The organism is Stutzerimonas tianxiuensis, from assembly GCF_053470365.1.
In genome coordinates this window covers 66,543-85,023 of record NZ_JBPVWS010000018.1, presented here as the reverse complement: position 1 = coordinate 85,023, position 18,481 = coordinate 66,543, and the positions used below count along the sequence as shown (strand labels likewise).

Annotated in this window: 15 protein-coding genes and 1 pseudogene; 9 read left to right on the top strand and 7 right to left on the bottom strand. The window is 60.5% G+C overall.

The features are described from left to right. Window positions 1–550 precede the first annotated feature (550 nt). The 4 genes and pseudogenes from ACSSNI_RS19485 to mksB all read right to left on the bottom strand — a co-directional run. Window positions 551–678, bottom strand: a pseudogene (locus ACSSNI_RS19485) (6-pyruvoyl trahydropterin synthase family protein); the annotation flags it as partial. A 416-nt stretch (window positions 679–1,094) separates the two neighbouring features. Next, window positions 1,095–3,944, bottom strand: coding sequence for an Mks condensin complex protein MksF (gene mksF, locus ACSSNI_RS19480; RefSeq protein WP_200637315.1), 2,850 nt, complete (start codon window positions 3,942–3,944; stop codon window positions 1,095–1,097). Continuing rightward, window positions 3,941–4,630 carry an Mks condensin complex protein MksE gene (gene mksE, locus ACSSNI_RS19475; RefSeq protein ID WP_200637317.1) on the bottom strand — a complete coding sequence of 230 codons (690 nt, stop codon included), beginning with the start codon at window positions 4,628–4,630 and terminating at the stop codon, window positions 3,941–3,943. The genes mksF and mksE overlap by 4 nt, the downstream gene beginning before the upstream one ends. Before the next feature lie 95 nt (window positions 4,631–4,725). Continuing rightward, window positions 4,726–5,967: an Mks condensin complex protein MksB gene (mksB, locus tag ACSSNI_RS19470; protein WP_200637318.1), complete on the bottom strand. Its 1,242-nt coding sequence runs from the start codon at window positions 5,965–5,967 to the stop codon at window positions 4,726–4,728. A 320-nt stretch (window positions 5,968–6,287) separates the two neighbouring features. Between mksB and ACSSNI_RS19465 the strand changes: the two genes are divergently transcribed. The 5 genes from ACSSNI_RS19465 (at window position 6,288) to rimI (ending at window position 11,843) form a co-directional block, all read left to right on the top strand. After that, entirely contained in the window at window positions 6,288–7,385 is a 1,098-nt protein-coding gene (locus ACSSNI_RS19465; RefSeq protein WP_200638147.1) for a carboxynorspermidine decarboxylase, read from the top strand. 32 nt (window positions 7,386–7,417) lie between these two features. Next, the gene (locus ACSSNI_RS19460; protein WP_200637319.1) at window positions 7,418–8,653 is read left to right on the top strand and encodes a saccharopine dehydrogenase family protein; all 1,236 of its coding nucleotides are present in this window, start codon (window positions 7,418–7,420) and stop codon (window positions 8,651–8,653) included. A gap of 349 nt (window positions 8,654–9,002) precedes the next feature. Then, a complete protein-coding gene (locus ACSSNI_RS19455; protein ID WP_200637320.1) occupies window positions 9,003–10,550 on the top strand; it encodes a 2-isopropylmalate synthase in 1,548 nt (515 codons plus the stop codon). Next, the gene (locus ACSSNI_RS19450) at window positions 10,547–11,398 is read left to right on the top strand and encodes an energy transducer TonB (protein ID WP_200637321.1); all 852 of its coding nucleotides are present in this window, start codon (window positions 10,547–10,549) and stop codon (window positions 11,396–11,398) included. The genes ACSSNI_RS19455 and ACSSNI_RS19450 overlap by 4 nt, the downstream gene beginning before the upstream one ends. Next, window positions 11,391–11,843, top strand: coding sequence for a ribosomal protein S18-alanine N-acetyltransferase (gene rimI / locus ACSSNI_RS19445; RefSeq protein ID WP_200637322.1), 453 nt, complete (start codon window positions 11,391–11,393; stop codon window positions 11,841–11,843). The genes ACSSNI_RS19450 and rimI overlap by 8 nt, the downstream gene beginning before the upstream one ends. Before the next feature lie 98 nt (window positions 11,844–11,941). Here the strand turns inward: rimI and ACSSNI_RS19440 are convergent, their stop codons facing one another. Next, window positions 11,942–12,484, bottom strand: coding sequence for a hypothetical protein (locus ACSSNI_RS19440; RefSeq protein ID WP_200637323.1), 543 nt, complete (start codon window positions 12,482–12,484; stop codon window positions 11,942–11,944). A 185-nt stretch (window positions 12,485–12,669) separates the two neighbouring features. Here ACSSNI_RS19440 and otsB point away from each other — a divergent pair, with 185 nt between their 5' ends. The 4 genes from otsB (at window position 12,670) to ACSSNI_RS19420 (ending at window position 16,532) form a co-directional block, all read left to right on the top strand. Continuing rightward, complete coding sequence (otsB, locus tag ACSSNI_RS19435; RefSeq protein ID WP_200637325.1) at window positions 12,670–13,425, top strand: trehalose-phosphatase; 756 nt, start codon at window positions 12,670–12,672, stop codon at window positions 13,423–13,425. Window positions 13,426–13,459: 34 nt separating this feature from the next. After that, complete coding sequence (gene otsA / locus ACSSNI_RS19430; protein WP_102838047.1) at window positions 13,460–14,869, top strand: alpha,alpha-trehalose-phosphate synthase (UDP-forming); 1,410 nt, start codon at window positions 13,460–13,462, stop codon at window positions 14,867–14,869. A gap of 80 nt (window positions 14,870–14,949) precedes the next feature. Beyond that, the gene (can, locus tag ACSSNI_RS19425; RefSeq protein ID WP_102838046.1) at window positions 14,950–15,597 is read left to right on the top strand and encodes a carbonate dehydratase; all 648 of its coding nucleotides are present in this window, start codon (window positions 14,950–14,952) and stop codon (window positions 15,595–15,597) included. Continuing rightward, window positions 15,597–16,532 carry a DMT family transporter gene (locus ACSSNI_RS19420; RefSeq protein WP_200637326.1) on the top strand — a complete coding sequence of 312 codons (936 nt, stop codon included), beginning with the start codon at window positions 15,597–15,599 and terminating at the stop codon, window positions 16,530–16,532. The genes can and ACSSNI_RS19420 overlap by 1 nt, the downstream gene beginning before the upstream one ends. Window positions 16,533–16,686: 154 nt before the next feature. Here ACSSNI_RS19420 and ACSSNI_RS19415 read toward each other — a convergent pair whose 3' ends face one another. Further along, window positions 16,687–17,079, bottom strand: a complete 393-nt coding sequence (locus tag ACSSNI_RS19415) for a VOC family protein (RefSeq protein ID WP_200637327.1) — start codon at window positions 17,077–17,079, stop codon at window positions 16,687–16,689. A gap of 379 nt (window positions 17,080–17,458) precedes the next feature. Continuing rightward, a complete protein-coding gene (acuI, locus tag ACSSNI_RS19410; RefSeq protein WP_200637328.1) occupies window positions 17,459–18,442 on the bottom strand; it encodes an acrylyl-CoA reductase (NADPH) in 984 nt (327 codons plus the stop codon). Window positions 18,443–18,481: the final 39 nt, after the last annotated feature.

Here is an 18,481-nt window from a genome sequence, read left to right as displayed (position 1 = left end):
GTGAGAGTAGGTCATCGTCAAGCTTCTACACCAAACCCCCGATCTTCGTAAGAGGATCGGGGGTTTGTCTTTGGGCGCTAGAAAGTTGGGTATCCATCGCTGGGGCTTAAACCCCGTTACACAAGCGGTCGGGCAACTACCCGCAGAGAGGCACTGGCTGCAGGCACAAACGGTCAATGCTTACGCGAGCATGCGGAGGCCGCACGAGAGGCAGTGACATTGCATCACAAGCGGAGACGAGCGACGAAACCGCTAATGAGTCCGAGTAGTGATGACGTGTTTGGCGCGCTTAGAAAGGCCGGCCCGAACGCTATGGGCTGAACAAGCCAAGGGTGCATCATCAAATGAGGCCTGGGAGTGAAAGCCCATGTTCTCTCGGCTTGGCGCGGTGATACGCATCACCCGATGCAAGCGTGAGCGTCGTCAGACCTTCAACGGAATGCGTGGCAAGTAATACGAGCATGGTTCATGGCCGGCAGGGGGCGGTCTCGAAGGGACTAGCCCCTGCTAGCTGCAACGTGTCGCGCAGAGCGCGCTGCCTAGGCGAGCGTCAATCGCCTTGGTACTCGCAACCACTTGTGCAGTTTCGTGGGGTCGAATTCTCGATAGTTCTGGCAGTAGCGGCTTCAGCTCATGCCAGATCCATTTGGCCAAGTTCTCGCTGGTGGGTTTTGCCAGAGCTGGCAGGTGATTTCAGGCGCAACCGTAGGGGTATGGAAGGCCCGGCTATAGCCTCGAAGTGGCTGGCGCGCGGCTTAGAGGACCAAGGCCAAGCGCAGTATTACGCGGTACCCAAGCGCCGATGACAAGAGGTATAGACCACCGTGGACGATCCGCTGTGCGGAGCGATGGCGCCACATGATCGGGAAGACTAAGTGCGTGATCCAAAGCGAACTAAGGAAGCGAAAGGAGCAAACAGTCCAGTCGCCGGCAGCCAAGGCGTGGCTACTCTAACCTCGTTTGCGAGATTGCCCAGCCGGCCCAGTTAGCGGACAAGAGACAGGCAGCGCGGACTGGGCTACGAACGCCAGGAAAGACGCCCGTGTTCAATGAGCCAGCCCATCCCACCGGCAGACTGGCTCGCCACCCAGCTTTCAGCTGATCGGTTCGGCTTCTCGTACCGCGTTTCGCTCAGCTGCTACATCCGATTGCCCAGCCTGCTCGCGCCGCTTGATGTATTTCCAATCGGCTTCGTCTATGTAGATGCCGGTCGGACCGCTGCCGCCTTCCAGGTCGATGGCTACATGGGCCGACACCTGAGGTTTTACCGATGCCAGAATCGGGACGAAGCCTAGTTGCAAACTGGTTTCGATCAAGGCTTGCTGGTTTCGCTCGTCGATGTCTGCAGCTTCATCTAGGTAGTAAGGCAGACGTATACGGCCCGCCTGCTCACGATCCATCAAGTGCAGCAACAGGTACATGTTAGTGAGCGCTTTGATCGTCATCGTTGTGCCGTTGGATGCGGCGCCGTCGATGTCGGTATGGATAATCGGCTGACCGCCCACTTTGGTGATTTCGAAGGCCAGTTCGAACAGATCCTTCAGGCCCAGCTGATTGTTATTGGCGGCAACCAGGCGCGCCAGATACTCCTTGGCTTCCTCGTTCTTGCTGTCCTGTTCGCTGCTTTGTTGCAGATCGAACACCGACAGTGTCTCGCCCTGCTCGTATTGTCCGGCACTGTGGATGATTTGGTCGATATGCTTGAGCGCATCCTTGTTCGGTGCCAGGACGATGCGGAAGCTCTCAAGGTTCGACACCTGGCGCTTGTTGATCTCGCGATTGAACAATGCCAGCTGATGTTCGAGGCTGTCGTAGTCGCTTCGAATGTTTCGCAAGGTACGGGCAATGTCGGTGACTGCCGCCCTACGTGCCTTGGCCAGCGTCAGGGCTTCATCCTGACGATGCGCGTACGCGTTCACCAATAGTTGAAGCCGACGCTCGGGGTCTTCTTCGCTATCAAACTTGGCGACGCCCTTGAGGCGTACCTGGGCGTAGAGCGCTTCGATCTGACCATCGACGCGCTGCAACGCCTGCCAGCTGTCCTGATAGTCGTTGAGCAGCGGTTGGAGGTTATCCAGCGAGTCATCCACCGGGTCCATGAACGGCGTGCCGAAAGGCAGGTCGGCCGGAAGCAGCTGACGGCGACGTAGTGCGTCTTCCAGCGTGCGTTCCTTGGCTTCGAGATCAGCCAACTGCCGGCCAACCAGCTGCAGCTTCGCCGAGAGGTGTTGTACCCGCTCGGTAAACGCATCGCTGGTCCGCTTGAGTTCGTCCTGCGCCGCCTCCGCCTGGGCCAGCTGCTCGAGCTTGCTGTCTTCTTCTGCTGAGAGGGTCTGGCAACGGCGGAAGTCTTCCAGCGCTTTCTGAGCGTCTAGTACCTGTTGATACAGCTGCTCGGCCTGCGCCTTGCTCGCGGCACGGTCGACAGCCACCGAATGCTGGGCCTTGAGTTGTTTGAACTCGCGCTCCAACCGATCCTTCTGATCACGCAGCGCAGTGCGGTCGGCCAGCGCCTGTAGGGCAGGTGGCTCGATATGGGACAGGTCGATGGACAGCCCAGGCGCTTCAAAGTGTTCACCCTTGAAGCCGTCGAGCACCGCTTCGAGCGACTTGACCCAGGTATCGCCGTCGTCCATGGCGATACCTTTTTCACCCAAGGGCAGGCTGAACAGTTGGCTATTGAACAGGCGCATCAGACGATCGACATCGGCCTGGGAGAACTCTTCGCGCAGGCGCGAATAGCTGTTGTTGTCTGCATGGTCCAGTTGCTGCCGGACCGACTTGAGGCGCTTTTCCAGGTCGCGCAGACGCTCGTCGAGGTCTTCGCTGGAGAACTGGCGCGCTTGGGAGAGCGCCCCAGCAAGCTCATCGTGAGCATCCTTGGCGGCGAGAAGTTGCTGCTCGAGTACGCGGGCATCCTCGACCAGCGCAAAGCGGTTCTTCAACGCCGAGAGCTCACCTAGCCAGCGCTGAATCTCGCTGATCTCACGCTCTAGGCGCATTAGCTCAGCAGTACCGCCACGCTGTTCATTCTGCAAACCGTCTTGTTCGCGGCGATAATGTTCGGCCTGGATGACCAGCTCTTCCTTGCGGGCGCCGGCATAGTCCTGCCAGGTGCCGAGGAGCGAGTCGAGCAAGGGGGACAGACGATGCAACTTGCCACGTAACAACTCACGCTGCGCGACGCCGGCGGCAAGGGCTTCGACCAGCGGGCCGGCTGCAACCAGTGCCTGATAGTCCTGCTCCATGCGGCGCACGTCGCGGAATGCTTCTTCGGTCGCGGCGATGTAATCGACGCTTCCGGAGCGCAGGCTGTGCTCGAAGGCGTCGAGGAACAGCTGCTTGAGCTTGGCCGCAGTGATCTCGCGCATATGCAGCAGGTTGATGAACAGCGCACGGAAGGTCTTCAGGCTCTGCTCGCTGGTCGAGCGCAACGGGATCAGCGTCATGTCCAGCGGAATCGCGGTATGCCCACCGACCAGCAGCCGGCGCAGTTCATCCGGCTTGGCCTCGTAGGCCTTGATACCGGCGCGCTCCAGGTTGGCGAACAGCTCACGTTGGCGCAGGCAGGTGCCGTTCTGCTGATAGTGATCGAGATCCAGCGAGCCCTGATAGACGAAGAACTGGTGACCGAAGCCACCACCCGGCCCGCGGCCGGCCACGCCGATCACGTGCGGGCCGTGGGGCAGGGCGACTTCGACGAGGATGTAGCTGGTATCGCTGGCGAAGTAGAACTTGCGCGACTGCTCCAGGCTGTACTTGCCGAAACTCATGTCGGACATGCGCGCCAGGATCGGGAACTGCAGCGCGTTGATCGAGGCGGACTTGCCCAGGTTGTTGGCCCCGTACACCGATAGCGGTGTCTCCAGCGGAAAGATGCCGAGGCTGTATCCCGCAGTGTTCAGCAGGGCGAAGCGGCGAATGCCGTAGCGTTCCCGGCTCATGCTTCAAGCTCCTTTTCTTCGGCGATGGCGCGCGCCAGGGCATCTTCTTCGTTATCGTCCGGGGCGCGGTCGATCAGGATGATGTCGTCCTCCTCTTCTTCCTCGGCGATAAGCTGCGGTGCGGGTAGTGACAGGTCACTGCTGTGCAGGCTCGCCGCCAGGTCGCGGTCTTGCTGAACGGACAGGCACACATCGAGGAATCGGTGCATGGGCGGCAGGAAACGGTAGATGCCGTTGCTGTCTTCGGCGAAGCCCAGCTGCGTCAGGCGGCGGATAACCTTTTCTTCCAGTTCGTCCTGCGTGGTGACTTCAGCCTGCAGAAACAGGTCGCGGTACTTATCGAGCAACGCCGGCAGCTCATCACGGCCGAGGGTGCCGCCGTCCAGCACCGCGAGCGGATCGCGACCCTGATCCGCTAGGTGTTCGACCAAAATGAAGGTGAACAACGCCAGGCGCTGGGCGGTCTTGTTGACCTGCGCACCCATCTGCTCGGGGACAAAATAATAGAAGCCGCGCGGATCGCAGACCAGCTCGAAGCCGAGCGCCTTGAACAGCGCACGGTACTGGTCCTGCATGTTGGACAGCTGGGCGTAGCACTCGGGCTCGCTGCGCGACAGGTGATAGCCCTTGAACAGCTCGCGGAAGATCGGCGCCAGCTGGGTCATTTCTTTCAGGTCGATGTTCATACGCAACTCAGGCAATCATCGTGTGAAACCGCGAAGCGCTTTTCACGAAAATGGGTAAACGGGACGGGCGGCAGTTTGACCGTGCAGTACAAGACTCAACCATTGGCATTAGCCAGCAGCGCGAATGAGCTGAGGCTGACCTGATGCTCGCGTGTCAGGTACTCGCGCCGCTCCAGGCGGTCGCGCTGAAAACGTGCATCGCGGGAAAGGCGCGAGAACCAATAGAGCAGCTCATCGGTCGCGCCTTCCGGTTCCTGCTCCAGCAGCCATTGCATCAGGTCAGGCAGCGGCAGCGCCTGTTCGCAGCGGTCGAGCATCTCACGCGCCGTCAGCGGCGACCTCGGTGCGTCAGTCTTGCGCTTGCCGCCTGCCCGCGGAAACTGTGCCGGCTTCGGCTCGAAGCGGGCCAGGGCATAGACGTAGGCTTCGACCTGGCTGGCTGAGCCGAGGAAGGTACTCTGCGGCCGGGTGAACAGCGGCATCGAGGCCTGCGGCACGGCATCGAGGCCTTTCTTGCGGATGGCCGACAGCGCCAGCGCGGCACCACGGGTCACCGCATTGTGTCGACGCGCCTCCTCACGCAAGGGCAGCAGCAGCTCGCGAGCATGGCGGAGGGTCAGCTGGGCGGTGCTCTGCATTTCCAGAATCCGCGCATGCGTGCGTAACAGCAGATCGTCGTCGACCAGTTGGCCGAGCCGCTGTTGCTCGCCGAGCAGCTTCATCAGCACCTGTTCGACGCGGTAGACGCCTTGCTCGAAGGCACCGTCAGCCGCGACCAGCTGAATCATTGGCTCGACATATTCATCCCAGGTCGCCAGGACCTCGGCGTAACGCTGACGCAACGGGATCTGCCGATCGCTGGTCTTGGCCCGGTCGGCGACGCCGATCAGCGCCTGCTCGTCGTTGGCGAGCTTCTTCAGTACATCGCGCACACGCATGTCGAGCAGGCGCAGCTGGCGGGCCAGGTCCTGACCGTCGCGGATCTCGAAGGCGTCCTGGATGTGTCCCGCCAGGCGTTCGAGGTGACGCAGATAGGCTTCGATTTCCAGGCACAGGCCCAGGCGATGTTCTCGGCGCAGATAGGCCAGGAAGTCATGAATCTGCGCGTTCAGCTCGAAGCGATTCGGGCTTTTCGCCACCGGCACCAGAATATCCAGACGGATCCATTGATCGAGCAGGGCCGTGATGTCGGTGGGCGTTCCTTCCGGCAGTTGCGCTGCGAGCTGGTGACGGAGTTCGATCAGGCTCAGGGTGCCGGCATCGAAGCGCTCGCATAGCGGCTCGAGCAATGTCCAGTGTTCGGCGAGGGCGCGCAGTACGCGCTTGGGTTCGATCATCGAGGCGCCAATCCAGCCATGAAAAAAGGCGCAAATTGTACTGCATCCCCGCCGGCTTAATGGCAGACAGAGACGATCGGATGCGCTCTGATCGGCACTCCTGTCAGCAAATGCAACGGTTCACCCGTTCGTCATCGTTTGCGGTTTAGTCTGCCGCGCATCTTTGCAGCCCAGCAATTTCGTGGCGACCGAACATCATGAAAGTCGAGGAAGTGTCGAAATGCTATTTCGATATGCGTTGGTTACCGGCACAATTCGCCCTTTTTTCCAAACGGGAAGCGGCCGGCTTCCTGTCGGCGACCTTTTCGGGGCACGCACACATGATCAAGACGCCGTATTACCTCATCGACAAACAGAAGCTGCTGGGCAATCTGGAAAAGATTGCCTATGTACGCGAGCAGTCCGGCGCCAAGGCGCTGCTGGCGCTCAAGTGCTTCGCCACCTGGTCGGTTTTCGATCTGATGCAGCAGTACATGGATGGTACTACTTCATCTTCACTGTACGAGCTCAAGCTTGGCCGGCAGAAGTTCGTAGGAGAAGCCCACGCTTACAGCGTGGCCTGGGCGGATGATGAAATTGAAGAGATGGTCGCCAACTGCGACAAGATCATCTTCAACTCCATCGGCCAGCTCGATCGTTTCGAGGCCGCCACCGAAGGCACCATCCGTGGATTGCGCGTGAATCCCCAGGTCAGCAGCTCCGACTATCTGCTCGCCGATCCGGCGCGCCCGTTCAGTCGTCTCGGCGAGTGGGACCCGGAGAAAATAGCCTCGGTCATGGGCAAGATTTCCGGCTTCATGTTCCACAACAACTGTGAGAACGGTAGCTTCGAGCTGTTCGACAAGATGCTTGGCACCATCGAGGAGCGTTTCGGCCATCTGCTCGAACAAGTCGAATGGGTCAGCCTCGGTGGCGGTATCCACTTCACCGGGGAAGACTACCCACTCGATGCCTTCTGCGCCCGCCTGAAAACCTTCTCCGAGAAGTATGGTGTGCAGGTTTACCTGGAGCCGGGCGAAGCGGCGATCACCTTCAGCTCCTCGCTTGAAGTGACGGTGCTCGACACCCTGTACAACGGCAAGAATCTTGCGGTGGTCGACAGCTCGATCGAGGCGCATATGCTCGATCTGCTGATCTACCGCCTCAACGCCAAGATGGCGCCCAACGACGGCGAGCACAGCTACATGGTGTGCGGCAAATCCTGTCTGGCCGGCGATATCTTCGGCGAGTACCAATTCGATCGTCCGCTGACCATCGGCGATCGGCTGTCGTTTATCGACGCAGCGGGTTACACAATGGTCAAGAAAAACTGGTTCAACGGTCTGAAAATGCCGTCCATCGTTGTAAAGCAGCTCGACGGCAGCGTCGAGGTGGTTCGCGAATTCAACTTTGACGATTACCTGTCCAGCCTTTCCTGAGGCCGGCAGCTAAAAAGGGGTATCAAAAGAAATTGAAGAAGAACGTTCTTATCATTGGGGCAGGAGGTGTCGCCAAGGTGGTGGCCCACAAATGCGCGCAGCACAACGACGAACTCGGTCGTATTGCCATCGCGTCGCGCAGCATCTCCAAATGCCAGGCCATCATCGACAGCGTAGAGGCCAAGGGCGGCCTGAAGCAGCCCGGCGAAATCAAGGCTTATGCGCTGGATGCACTGGATGTTGAAGCGACCAAGGCACTGATTCGCGAAACCGAATCACAGATCGTCATCAACGTCGGTTCGGCTTTCCTCAATATGTCCGTTCTTCGCGCCTGCATCGACACTGGTGCAGCCTATCTCGATACGGCTATTCACGAAGAGCCGAACAAGATTTGCGAAACGCCGCCGTGGTACGGCAACTACGAGTGGAAGCATCTGGCCGAGTGTCAGGAAAAGGGCGTCACCGCCATTCTGGGCGCTGGCTTCGACCCGGGCGTGGTCAATGCATACGCCGCCCTGGCGCAGCAGGAATACTTCGACAAGATCGAGTCGATCGATATTCTGGACGTCAATGCCGGTTCGCACGGCAAATATTTCGCGACCAATTTCGACCCGGAAATCAACTTCCGAGAATTCACCGGTCAGGTCTACAGCTGGCAGAACAGCCAGTGGACGACTAACCGCATGTTCGAGGTCAAACGCACCGACAATCTGCCAGTCGTGGGCGAGCAGAGCCTCTACCTGACCGGCCATGACGAGGTGCATTCGCTCTCCAAGCACCTCGACGTACCGAACGTCCGCTTCTGGATGAGTTTTGGTGACCATTACATCAATGTCTTCACCGTGCTGAACAAACTCGGCTTGCTTTCGGAGCAGCCGGTACGTACAGCAGAAGGCCTGGAAGTGGTGCCACTCAAGGTGGTGAAAGCCGTGCTGCCTGATCCCGCTTCGCTGGCGCCTGGCTACACCGGCAAGACCTGCATCGGCGACCTCATCAAAGGCACGAAGGACGGCCAGCCGCGCGAGCTGTTCATCTACAATGTGGCCGATCATGAAGAGGCTTACGCCGAGACGGACAGCCAGGGCATTTCCTACACCGCTGGCGTACCGCCAGTTGCCGCCGCGCTGCTGGTAGCGCGTGGAGAGTGGGATGCGCGGCGCATGGTAAATGTCGAGCAATTGCCGGCGCAGCCATTCCTCAAGCTGCTCGACGCGATGGGCCTGCCGACTCGGATCAAGGACGAGCGCGGCGACCGGGCCTGGGATTAGTAAGCCAGCGACAAGTTGCACGCAAGAACGAAAGGCCCCGCTGCTCTGGCAGCGGGGCTTTTTACTTTGTCCGCGGCGCGGCGGTGGATGTAAAACGCGACATCCACCCTACGTATCAACGTGGGGTCTGGCATTCGTAGGGCGGAAAACCGCGAAGCGTTTTCCCCAGTCGTTTTTGGCCGGTGATGGCACACGCACTAGTGCCAGCGCCACACATGTTACGTGGTGAAGTAAAAGCGACATCTCCTCTACGAACGCAGCTGCGCCTTCCCGCCCCGTTCATTTCACGCGACAATCCGCGGACAACAGCGCCCCATGAGAGGCGCTTGGCAGCCGTGAGGACCTTCCTATGAGCAGCAATGATCGCGTCATCATCTTCGACACCACTCTGCGTGACGGTGAGCAGAGCCCCGGCGCCTCCATGACGGGCGAAGAAAAGCTGCGCATCGCCAAGGCCCTCGAGCGGCTGAAAGTGGACGTGATCGAGGCCGGCTTCGCCATCGCCAGTCCGGGTGATTTCGCCGCCGTCAAAGCCGTGGCCGACCATATCAAGGACAGCACCGTCTGTAGCTTGGCCCGCGCCGTCGATGCCGATATCGAACGCGCTGCCGAAGCACTCGCCGGGGCCAACTCCGGACGTATCCATACCTTTATCGCCACCAGCCCGATTCATATGCAGTACAAGCTGCGCATGCAGCCTGACCAGGTGGTCGAGCAGGCCGTTCGGGCGGTGACCAAGGCGCGCAACCTCTGCGCCGATGTGGAGTTTTCCTGCGAAGACGCCGGGCGTTCGGAAATCGATTTCCTGTGCCGCATCATCGAGGCGGCCATCGACGCCGGCGCACGTACGATCAATATCCCGGACACTGTCGGCTACGCCATTCCGCATCAGTACGCCGACATGATCCGCCAGCTGCTCGAGCGTATTCCCAACGCTGACAGAGCGGTGTTTTCCGTTCATTGCCACAACGACCTGGGTCTGGCAGTCGCCAATTCGCTGGCCGCGGTAGTCGCCGGTGCTCGGCAGGTCGAGTGCACCATCAACGGGCTTGGCGAGCGCGCCGGCAATGCCGCCCTGGAAGAAATCGTCATGGCGATCAAGACCCGCCAGGACCTGTTCGACGTGCACACCCGGATCGAGACCGAACACATCCTCAGCGCCTCGCGTCTGGTCTCCGGAATCACCGGCTTTCCCGTGCAGCCGAACAAGGCCATCGTGGGTGCCAATGCCTTTGCTCATGAGTCCGGCATCCATCAGGATGGCGTGCTCAAGCACCGCGAGACCTACGAAATCATGTCCGCGCAATCGGTGGGCTGGAATGCCAACAAGATGGTGATGGGCAAGCACTCGGGGCGCGCTGCGTTCCGTTCGCGGCTCGAGGAGCTGGGCATCGTCCTGCCGGGCGAGGGCGAGCTGAACGCGGCTTTTGCCCGCTTCAAGGAGTTGGCGGACAAGAAGCACGAGATCTTCGACGAGGACTTGCAGGCGCTGGTGTCCGACACGCTGGCCGAGGACGTGCAGGAGCATTTCAAACTCGTCACCCTGGAGGTGGCGAGCAAGACAGGCGAAGTGCCGGACGCCAAGCTCGTACTGAGTGTGGACGGCAATGAGCAGGCCGCGTCCGGACAGGGTTCGGGACCGGTCGATGCGACCTTCAAGGCCATCGAGTCGATAGCCAATTCGGGCGCGACGCTTCAGCTGTATTCGGTCAATGCCATCACCAAGGGCACCGACTCGCAAGGCGAGGTCACGGTGCGTCTGGAAAAGGGCGGGCGCATCGTCAATGGCAACGGTGCCGACACCGATATCGTCGTCGCCTCGGCCAAGGCCTACCTCAATGCGCTGAATCTGATGCAGGTTGGCGCCAAGGCTCATCCGCAGGTGGCCGGGGTTTGATTACCGAGAGTCGGCGTCGGGCCTTTCTCGATGCCATGCAGATCACCACCTGGCTGCCGCGCGCCGAGCTGCCGTTTGCCGCGCCTTCGCGGCCGGAACTGTTGCATTTCTTCGAGGCGGAAGAAGAGGCCGCGCCAGTCGTCGAGCCTGGCTCGGCGCCACAACCGACCCTTGCGGCACCTGAGGCAATAGCGCCGGCAGCGGCGTCTTCGGCGAGTCCGGCTGCGGATGCGGTTCGCTCGGTCATGTCGCGGGTCGCCATGCCTGAGCCAAAAAAGTCAGCCGCCAAGACTGGCGAGGCGCAAGCGGTCGCCACCGAGCAGAAAGTTGCCGTACCGCCACCTCGCTTCGCCTTGCAGTTGTTGCGTGCGGGCAATGTCTTGCTCTTGGTCGAGCTGCCCACCGGGGAATCCTTCCAGAGCCGCGATCCGGCTTACATCCTGCTCAAGGACTTGTTGCGCGCCGCCAGGCTGCCGGACAGCCCGCAGCAGGTCGGTGACGGTGAGCCGATTCGCTGGCCGCTGCTCCATCGCGGCAGCCTTGATCAAGGTGCAGAGGCCGCGCGCGACTATGTGCAAGGCGTGGTTGCCGCTGAGCTCGAGGGTATGGGGTGTGCCTGCCTCTGGTTGGTCGGTTCGCCCGCGCTGCGGTTTGCTGGCGAAGTCGAGGCGGACGCCTGCTACCGCGAGTTGACCATTGAAGGCCTGGGCGTTGCGTTGACCATACCCGGGCTGGAACAGTTGATGGAGCAGCCTGGCAGCAAGGCGCAGCTGTGGAAAGCCATGCGCCGCAGCATGCCGCGCTGGGTGACTGGTTTGAGTGGGTCCACGAGTAGTGTTCATGAGTGATGCAGTGAGCTTCCGCCCGATGACTGCGGCGGATATCGAAACCGTGCTGAAAATCGAATACGCGGCCTTCAGCCATCCCTGGACCCGCGGCATCTTCACCGATGCGCTCACCGCCTATGAATGCTGGGTGATGTTCGAGGGCGAGCAGCAGGTCGGTCATGGCGTGATCAACGTCATTCTCGACGAAGCACATCTGCTCAACATCACGGTCAAGCCACAGAGTCAGGGCTACGGGCTTGGCTTGCGGCTTCTGGAACATCTGATGCAACGGGCTCACGAGCGTGGCGGGCGCGAGTGCTTCCTCGAGGTGCGCGCGAGCAATACTTCGGCTTACCGTCTGTACGAGCGTTATGGCTTCAACGAGGTCGGGCGCCGCCGTGGTTACTACCCGTCCGCCGAGGGCCGCGAGGATGCGCTGGTGATGGCCTGTACGCTGATCGACTGAGCAGCGAAGGTCTGATGCAAGAAGGCCCGATTCCAAAAGAGTCGGGCCTTCTTTTATCGCCATACATCCATTGCGTATGGCAGGCAGCTTTGTAGACGCTACTGCCCCGGCGCCTTGTCCCGGCCAGAATCCAGCGGGGCGTCGCCGCCGAGTTCGTCGTCGTCCATCACATCGTCATTTTCATGCAGCACGGCGTCGCCGCCGCCAAGACCGGTGTCCGGGTCACCATCTGCCGGGCCGTCCCACGGCTTGCCGTCCAGCGGGTCGGAGCGGCCCGCTTCGGCCTCGTCCAGGTCCACATCGGCACCGATGCGATGCTCCGAGACTTCACTCAGCTCCTGATCCGCCGGCCCGCCCTGACCACGCTCGTGTGGCGAGCGAGAGCCATCGTCAGGAATCAGCGTCTCTGGCGCCATGTCGTCCATGGTGGTCTGCCCGCCAGGTACTTCGCCAGTCGTCATGCCGGCTTCGGCTACGCGCTCTGGCGGAAACTCGTCCTCGAGTTCTTCGGCAGGCACTTCATCTCCAATGCGGCCGTTACGATCGTCCCGATGCTGATCGAAATCGAGCTGCTCGATGGAGCCCATGCGGTCCTCGGTAGTGTCGATTTCCTTGGGGGTGTAGGGCTTGGAATCGTTCATGACAACCTCCTGCTAGAACTCTGGTCTTGCAGGTTGTGACCCGGTGGCGATGTGAAGATTCAGGCCGGCCGCTGGCCGGTTCCGGCTTTATGAACCAAGCTGCAGTGGCTGTGCTTGTTGAATTGCAGGCGGCAGCCGCGATAAAAAAACGCGAACCACCACCGTTGACCGGGGGTCCCAGCTACATGAGTAAACAAGATGATCAACCCGAGCTAGAGACTCGGCGCTGCGCTTTTTTCTTCGATGTCGATGGCACGCTCGCTGATATCCAGCCGCGTCCAGAACTCGTTTTCATCCCGCCTCGTTCGCTGGCCGCGCTCGAACAGCTGAGCGCCAACGGCATTCCTGTTGCGGTCGTGTCAGGCCGGCCAATCAGTCAGCTCGATGCGCTGCTCACTCCTCTGCAGCTGCCGGCAGCCGGCGTGCACGGCGCCGAGCGTCGTACCGCGACTGGCGAGCTGCAAAACCTGGCCCTCGATAACGAGGTGCTCGATGCCATTCAGCGCGAGCTGGCGCAGGCATGTGCCGAGCATCCAGGCCTGTCGCTTGAGAACAAGGGCGTCGCCTTTGCTCTGCATTTCCGCCTGGCCCCTGAGTTGGAAGAGACAGCGCGTCACGTGGCCGAAGATTTCGTCTCCCGTTATGGTGAGGTACTGGCGCTTCAGCCGGGCAAGTGCGTATTCGAGCTCAAGCCTCGCGGCGCCAGCAAGGGAGAAGTCATCCGTACCTTCATGCAAGAGGCGCCATTTGCCGGGCGGACGCCGGTCTTCATTGGTGATGATTTGACCGATGAAGCTGGCTTCACGGTGGTTAATGAGCTGGGCGGGGTCTCGATCAAGGTGGGCAGCGGAGCGACCGAAGCCACGCAGCGGCTGGAATCGGTGGAGGCTGTTGCCGCCTGGCTGGACCGGTTGCAAAGCACGCTGCTGGAGCCGCAGTAACATCCAATAAAACCAGATTGAAGCGAGAACTAGCATGAGCCGACTAGTAGTGGTTTCCAACCGCGTAGCGCCGATCAAGGCGGGGAAGGTCGCTGCTGGCGGGCTTGCAGTGGGTGTGCATGACGCGTTGCGCCAGGCCGGGGGTATCTGGTTTGGCTGGAGCGGGGATGTGAGCAGCTCTCCGCAAACCAGCACCGAGACCGTCGGTAACATCACCTACGTCACGCTGGGCCTGACCAAGCAGGACTACGATCAGTATTACCGAGGGTTTTCCAATGCCACGCTGTGGCCGATCTTTCACTACCGGATCGACCTGGCCCGCTATAACCGGCAGGAGTACGAGGGCTACAGGCGGGTCAACGCCATGTTGGCGGAAAAGCTCAAGCCTCATCTCAAGCCTGACGACATCATCTGGATCCATGACTACCACCTGATTCCTTTCGCCGAAGCCTGCCGCCAGCTGGGCATTCGCAACCGCATTGGCTTCTTTCTTCACATTCCGTTCCCGCCACCGGAAATTCTCACCGTCATTCCGCCGCACAACGAGCTGCTCAAGACGCTCTGCTTCTATGACCTTATCGGCTTCCAGACCGAGACTGATCGGCTTGCGTTCCAGGATTACATGACCCGCGAGGTGCGCGGCATTCTTGAGTCGGATGGCAGCTTGACGGCTTATGGTCAGAACTTCCGCGCCGGGGTCTATCCCATCGGCGTGGTGCCGGATGAGATCCAGGATCTCGCCGAGTCCTACAAGGGCCGCACCAAGCCCATGCGGCGCACCACTGATGTGGATCGCAAGAAGATCGTCAGCGTTGACCGGCTGGATTACTCCAAGGGATTGGTGGAGCGTTTCATGGCCTACCAGGCGTTCCTTGAGCGCTACCCGGAGCATCGGCGTGCGGTGGAGTTCATCCAGATTGCGCCAACATCTCGCTCGGATGTGAAGACTTATCAGGCGATTAGACAGCAGCTGGAAAGCCAGGCCGGACATATCAACGGTTGGCTCTCCGATCTGGACTGGACGCCGCTGCATTACCTCAACAAGAGCCACGACCGTCGCGCCCTGATGGGCCTGTTTCGCCAGTCCGACATCGGCTTCGTCACACCGCTGCGCGATGGCATGAACCTGGTGGCCAAGGAATTCGTCGCCTCCCAGGACCCGGAAGACCCCGGGGTACTGGTGCTTTCACGCTTTGCCGGCGCCGCGCGGGAGCTGACCTCGGCGCTGATCATCAACCCCTACGATTGCATCGGCATGGCCGAGGCGCTGGATCGCGCGATGCGCATGTCGCTGACCGAGCGCAAGGATCGCTATGAGCACATGATGCGGGCGATACGTGCCGCTGACCTGGATGCCTGGCGCGACAATTTCCTGCGAGACTTGCGCGCCTTTTCTTCCCGCCCACGAGCTGAGGTTCAGGCGAATCCGCTGTTCACCGTCTAATGCTGTGACGTACCGGTCTGCGTGCTTGTCAAAACGCCGACCGGTTCGTAACGTGCGTGTCGGAATGGAAGGGGCAGGCGATGAGCAACGAGCTTCAACAGTTATTCGAGAACAACGCGCGCTGGGCTGAAGCGATCATCGAGGAAGACCCGACCTTCTTCACCAAACTGGCCAAGCAGCAGGTGCCGGAATATCTCTGGATCGGCTGTTCGGATGCGCGCGTACCGGCCAACGAAATTGTCGGCCTGCTGCCCGGCGATCTGTTCGTTCACCGCAACGTCGCCAATGTCGTCCTGCACACCGACCTCAATTGTCTGTCGGTGATCCAGTACGCGGTGGACGTGCTCAAGGTGCGGCATATCCTTGTCACCGGCCATTACGGTTGCGGCGGTGTTCGCGCTTCGATGCGTGACGACCAGCTCGGGCTGATCGACGGCTGGCTGCGCACCATCCGCGATCTCTATTACGAGCACCGCGAGCACATCGCCAGCTTCCCGACTGAAGAAGCGCAGGTGGATCGCCTCTGCGAGCTCAACGTCATCCAGCAGGTCGCCAACGTCAGCCACACCAACATCGTCCAGAACGCCTGGCACCGCGGCCAGCCGCTGTCCGTGCACGGCTGCATCTATGGCATCAGGGACGGTATCTGGAAGAACCTTAACGTCACCATCAGCGGTCTTGATCAGCTGCCGCCGCAGTACCGCCTGCGCACGCGTCAGCCCGTCTGATGGCGCCTCGTCAGGGATGGGCCTTCGCTGGGCTGTTGCTCGCCGTGCTCTGCTGGAGTGGAAACGCTCTGGTGGCGCGCGCCTTTCATGAGGCAATCCCACCGCTGACCCTCGCGTTCTGGCGTTGGACGCTGGCCACCTGTCTGTTGCTGCCATTCGTGGCGCGCTCCATCTGGACGCATCGCGCCACGCTTCGCGCCGCCGGCTGGCGCTTGCTGGTGGTCGCGGCGTTGGGTATCAGCAGCTACAACTCGCTGCTGTACTCAGCTGCGCAAAGCACCGAAGCCATCAACCTCACCCTGGTCAACACCTGTCTGCCGTTGTTCACCTTTATTGGCGGTGGCCTGCTGCTGGGTGAGTGGCCCGCCCGTCGCGCCTGGTTCGGCATGGCCATCGCCGCGTGCGGATTGGTCTATCTGATCAGTCGTGGCAGCTGGGATGCGTTTGCAAACCTGGCGTTCAAGGCTGGCGATCTCATCATGCTCGTGGCCGTGCTGGTATGGGCGCTGTACACCCTGTCGCTGCGACGCTGGAGCAGCTTTCTCCAAGTTCCGCCGTTAACGCTGCTAGGCGTCTTGATGGCAATCGGTACGCCGCTGATCCTGCCGTTCTACCTGTTCGAATTCAGCCAGGTCGGCGGTTTCACACCGAGCCTGACCAACCTCAGCGTCATCGCCTACACAGCGGTCTTCGCCTCGCTGATTGCGTATCTGTCCTGGAACCACGGCGTCAAAACCGTTGGCGCAGCCAAAGCGGCAATGGCGACTTATCTGATGCCGGTTTTCACCGCGATTCTCGGCTGGCTGCTGCTGGGAGAAGGCTTGCAGCTGTTCCACTGGATTGGCGGCGGACTGATTTTTGCCGGGTTGCTGCTGGCTACCCAGGTCAGAGTAGGTAGCCCGCTCTTAAGTCAGGCGAAACAAAGCCCGCGCTAGCGGGCTCGTTTTAAGGCCTGCCAGGGCGCTTGTGCGTTTGGACTGAAGGGCGCCGGATCGCACCCGTCTTGTTAGCGTTCATGCGCCGCAGCCGGGGTGCAGCGCATAGACGTTCAACGGTGGCGCCGCTCTTGGTTGTGCGGTGCAGTGCAGATTATGGCGCGCGGTAGATGGCGCACAGCTTGTTGCCGTCAGGGTCGCGCACATAGCCCAGATGCATCGGGCCTAGGCTGCTTTCGCGCAGCCCCGGTGGATCTTCGCAAGTTGTGCCGCCATGGGCCACACCGATGTCGTGGAACGCCTGGACCTGCTCGGCCGAATTGCACTTGAAACCAATCGTGCCGCCATTGGCGACCGTCGCTTCTTCACCGTTAATGGGTTCGGTAACACCGAAGAGGCTGCCATCGTGTCGGTAGAAGAGGCGGGTGTGCCCGGTAGGCCCGGTGTTACGGATCGGCTCGCCTGCACCGAGTAGGCCGAGCACGGCATCGTAGAACCGCTTCGACCGTTCAATATCATTCGAACCGACCATTACATGGTTAAGCATGAGTCCCTCGCTAAGTGGGGTTGGTTGTGCGGCTGTGGACGAGCAATGTAGCACCGGCATGAAGCGCGACGTCAACGAGGTTCTGAGCGACAACAGCGGCTCGGGTTGATCCCGCTTTGGTCCGGGTTGTTGGCTGCTTGGGTCGTCTTTCGCGGCCACGTTCCAAGCCAAGCGAATTCAGTCCGAGCGGCTGGATTTGCTGCCCTCGGCGGAGGTGGGTCGTCATCCCGCTTGGTCTCGCGCCCCGAGACCGCCAGTAGGAACGAATCGCTGGCAAGAGCGCTGTACATCCACGGCAGTCAACTCTTGGCGCAGCTAAAAGGTGGCGGCTCCGTTAAAAAAATACGATCTGTAAATGGTGGGGGCAGTTATCTGGTGCTCACCGGTTTACATCAACCACCACACGCCCCCGGACTCTGCCTTCGAGTAACTCGTGTGCAACCGGTATGGCTTCACTCAGGCCAATTTCATGGGTTATTTCATCCAATATCGATAGGTCCAGGTCCGTGCACAGGCGGCCCCAGGCCTCCACACGTTCCTTGTAGGGACGGGTGACACTATTGATGCCAATCAGGCTAACCCCACGCAGAATGAAGGGCGCCACGGTCGCTGGGAAGTCCATGCCTTGGGCCAAACCGCACGCAGCGACCACCCCGTCTGCGCGTGTGCCTGCGCATACGTTGGCCAGCGTGTGGCTGCCTACTGAGTCGATCGCCGCAGCCCAACGCTCTTTTGCTAAAGCACGCCCGGGATTCGACAATTCATTGCGATCAATGATGGTTGTTGCGCCCAAGCGCTTCAGGTAATCCGCTTCGGCCGGACGCCCCGTAGCTGCAATGACCGAATAACCTTTATGCGCTAACAGCGCGATGGCAAAGCTGCCAACTCCGCCATTGGCGCCTGTGACCAGCACTTCACCACGCTCCGGCGTCACACCTTGGCGTTCCAGCGCTAACAGGCAAAGCATTGCTGTGTAGCCTGCGGTTCCGATTGCCATTGCCTGGCGTTCGCTCAATGTCTCGGGCAACGGGATCAGCCATTCAGCTCGTAGCTTGGCCTTCTGAGCCAACCCGCCCCAGTGCCCTTCGCCCACACCCCAGCCGTTGAGCAGAACCCGGTCGCCGATCTTGTAGTGAGGGTTGCTGCTGGCTTCCACGGTTCCGGCCAGATCAATACCGGGCACCATCGGAAACTGACGCACAACTGGACTGCCACCGCTGATGGCTAGCCCATCCTTGTAGTTCAGCGTGCTGTAGGCCACCCGAACGGTTACATCACCTTCAGGGAGCTGCGCTTCATCAAGGTCAGTCAAGCGAGCCCGATAAGCCTCTGCATCTTTTTCAATAAGAATTGCCTTAAACATCATCAGCTCCTGATTTAGACCGATCGTCTATTAATTGTC

Coding starts and splice junctions, on each gene's coding strand:
- mksF (WP_200637315.1), bottom strand. CDS start 3,944: ATGAGCCGGGAACGCTACGGCATTCGCCGCTTCGCCCTGCTGAACACT.
- mksE (WP_200637317.1), bottom strand. CDS start 4,630: ATGAACATCGACCTGAAAGAAATGACCCAGCTGGCGCCGATCTTCCGC.
- mksB (WP_200637318.1), bottom strand. CDS start 5,967: ATGATCGAACCCAAGCGCGTACTGCGCGCCCTCGCCGAACACTGGACA.
- ACSSNI_RS19465 (WP_200638147.1), top strand. CDS start 6,288: ATGATCAAGACGCCGTATTACCTCATCGACAAACAGAAGCTGCTGGGC.
- ACSSNI_RS19455 (WP_200637320.1), top strand. CDS start 9,003: ATGAGCAGCAATGATCGCGTCATCATCTTCGACACCACTCTGCGTGAC.
- rimI (WP_200637322.1), top strand. CDS start 11,391: ATGAGTGATGCAGTGAGCTTCCGCCCGATGACTGCGGCGGATATCGAA.
- ACSSNI_RS19440 (WP_200637323.1), bottom strand. CDS start 12,484: ATGAACGATTCCAAGCCCTACACCCCCAAGGAAATCGACACTACCGAG.
- otsB (WP_200637325.1), top strand. CDS start 12,670: ATGAGTAAACAAGATGATCAACCCGAGCTAGAGACTCGGCGCTGCGCT.
- otsA (WP_102838047.1), top strand. CDS start 13,460: ATGAGCCGACTAGTAGTGGTTTCCAACCGCGTAGCGCCGATCAAGGCG.
- can (WP_102838046.1), top strand. CDS start 14,950: ATGAGCAACGAGCTTCAACAGTTATTCGAGAACAACGCGCGCTGGGCT.
- ACSSNI_RS19420 (WP_200637326.1), top strand. CDS start 15,597: ATGGCGCCTCGTCAGGGATGGGCCTTCGCTGGGCTGTTGCTCGCCGTG.
- ACSSNI_RS19415 (WP_200637327.1), bottom strand. CDS start 17,079: ATGCTTAACCATGTAATGGTCGGTTCGAATGATATTGAACGGTCGAAG.
- acuI (WP_200637328.1), bottom strand. CDS start 18,442: ATGTTTAAGGCAATTCTTATTGAAAAAGATGCAGAGGCTTATCGGGCT.